Annotated in this window: 2 protein-coding genes; one reads left to right on the top strand and one right to left on the bottom strand. The window is 61.6% G+C overall.

Features of this window, described 5'->3' with window-relative positions:
- A partial coding sequence (locus YH3_RS34540) for an ATP-binding protein (protein ID WP_238592802.1) occupies positions 1 to 964 on the bottom strand: 964 nt, incomplete at its 3' end.
- A gap of 805 nt (positions 965 to 1,769) precedes the next feature.
- Between YH3_RS34540 and YH3_RS34535 the strand changes: the two genes are divergently transcribed.
- Positions 1,770 to 2,144 carry a hypothetical protein gene (locus YH3_RS34535; RefSeq protein ID WP_125461381.1) on the top strand — a complete coding sequence of 125 codons (375 nt, stop codon included), beginning with the start codon at positions 1,770 to 1,772 and terminating at the stop codon, positions 2,142 to 2,144.
- Positions 2,145 to 2,369 lie beyond the last annotated feature (225 nt).

The raw sequence follows: 2,369 nt of genomic DNA, 5'->3' as shown, positions 1-2,369 counted from the left end.
CCTCCGCAGCCGCGATCAGCGGACCCCACGCACTGCGCCAGGCCTCCACCGTGCCGCGCCCCGCCGCCCATGCCGTGACACCGGACAGCACCGCCCACACCAGATCAGGACGCGACTGCCAATCGAATGCCGAATCGGGATTCTCCACCACCGCAACCGGATCGGGCAGATCGGCGCTACGTCGCCACTCCAAGAACTCCACGCCCGCGCCCTCACCGATCAACCCGAACACCGCCGTATTGATCGCCGCGTTGTCGTCCTCCCGCAAATGCGGCAACACCGCCGCCAACATCGACCACGTACGACGCGACGGCCATGCACCACCGGTCTGCGCCGCCGACGACGGAAACGCATCCAACGCATCAGGATTGCGCTGCACAAAGCCGGTGATCGAACTGCGCACCAACGCAACCCGTTGCTCATCGGTGGCCACCGCACGCGAGGCAGGCGGTGCACCCCACCCCGTCGCCATACCGTCCAACCACTCATCGACAGACGGCGTGAACTCCACATGGCAGAACCGATTCGCCAACGGCGCTTCCAACTCGTACCCACCAGCAGCGCAATCCGGAGGGTTCGCCCCCGCAATCACCCGAGTTCCCTTCGGCAACTGCACATCACCGACAGTCAGATCCAGCGCCACCGCCAACATCGCCGCCTGCACAGCAGGCGGACTCGTCGTCAACTCGTCCAGAAACAGATACCCGCCGCCACCGGCAACCAATTCCTTCGCCCACGCCGGAGCCTCCAGCGTCACACCGTGCTCCCGCACCACCGGCAACCCAGCGAAATCCGACGGCTCACGCAACGACCCCAACACCGTCTTGCACAACACCCCATCCGCCGCAGCCAACCCACGCACCAAACTCGACTTGCCCATCCCCGGACCCGAAATCAACAACGACGGCACCCCCGCCCGCCCGTTCGCATCCAACACAGTCACAGCAGTAGCCAAATCAGCCACAGGAATCCTCCAGAATCGAGCGAACTGGTCAGGTCCGCTACCGAATTAGACTCCCCAATTATATAGGTTGACCTGCGCAAATAGGCGCTAGAATCGTTTCTCACGTCCCCGGCGCACCCTGTGCCGGGGACGTGAGAAACGACCACCTCGCCGACTGCCGGCACCACCGCGTACGAGGTACAAAAGGCCGCCAACGACGTGGAGTGCCAACTCTTCGCACTCGATCGAGCTGCGGTCCTAACTGCCTGGGTTCGGCCTTGAGCCAGGATTTGGGAACACTTCGTATCGTCTGAACCCCCAGCGAGCCAGACAGAACCAGTGATCCCGCAGCCCCGAGACAATCACGGTCGCCTCCGCAACCGTCTAGGTGGCCGGCACCGCAGTGATGGCGTCCACACAAGTGACGAGCGCGTCGATCAGGATCGGAAGGACAGAAAAAGGAAAAAGGATCTTTTCACTTGTACAGAGCGGAGCGAAGCGGAGTGCTCTTCGGGAGACACCGCAGGCCGGCCGCCGGGCAGGCGGATGCAGTAGGTGATCCGACCGACCGGGTTGAGTGCTAGGCATTTACTCATCTGGAACTGAAAGCGGCAAGCGGGCCGTTTCCGCCTCCGCACCTAGGGACGATCAGCCTTGTTTCGCCTAGTCATAATCTATGAATGCCCAGATTGCGAGGCTTTCGCGCTACTGCCGACGTGACCGACGTCATGTTGTCGCAAATGTTCGGTTATCAAGTTTTGCGCTACCGTCAGTTACATCAAAGTGGGTTGCGGCCGATGCAGCCTTCACGTCGTAGGAGGTTTACATGTCCCGTTCACGTATGGCTGTAGCTGCGCTGTTGGTCCCGGTCGCGGCCGGTGCTGTCGCACTGCTCGGAGCGGGTGCCGCATCTGCCGCAACCCCGTACTCCGGCAACGGGTATGTCGGCATTCGATTCGATCCGAACGAAACTCAATTCATTGCCGACACCAATGCCGCGGATTTCCTCGAGGTCGTTCCGAACGACTACTGGAGCATCGCCCTCGGCGAAGGCTCGATCTACAAGGGCGACGGCCAGCACGTCTACGCCAGCATCGATCAGTTGGTCGAGGAAACAGCGTCCCACCGAGGTGAGATCTCCTTCTCGCTCACCGATCCTGCGATCTGGAACAACAACATCTACATCCTTCAGAACTGGTGACATAGGTCGAGTTCGTACGCGTAGGGCCGGTGAACGCATTACTCACCGGCCCTTTTCGCGTATCCGTATTTGCCCCGCTCAAGTGGTGGCCGGCACTTCCGCGATGGCGTCGGCGGTCACGAGCATGTCGATTTCGACGAGGTTGGTTCCGCCGGCATCGGTGACGCGCACGGTTACCCCGGCCAACTTGTGTACCGTCGGTCATTGACCGCAGAGGGGAAACCG

The sequence above is a fragment of the Rhodococcus sp. YH3-3 genome (genome assembly GCF_001653035.1).
GTDB lineage: Bacteria > Actinomycetota > Actinomycetes > Mycobacteriales > Mycobacteriaceae > Rhodococcus_F > Rhodococcus_F qingshengii.
This window is presented reverse-complemented; position numbering and strand designations above follow the sequence as displayed.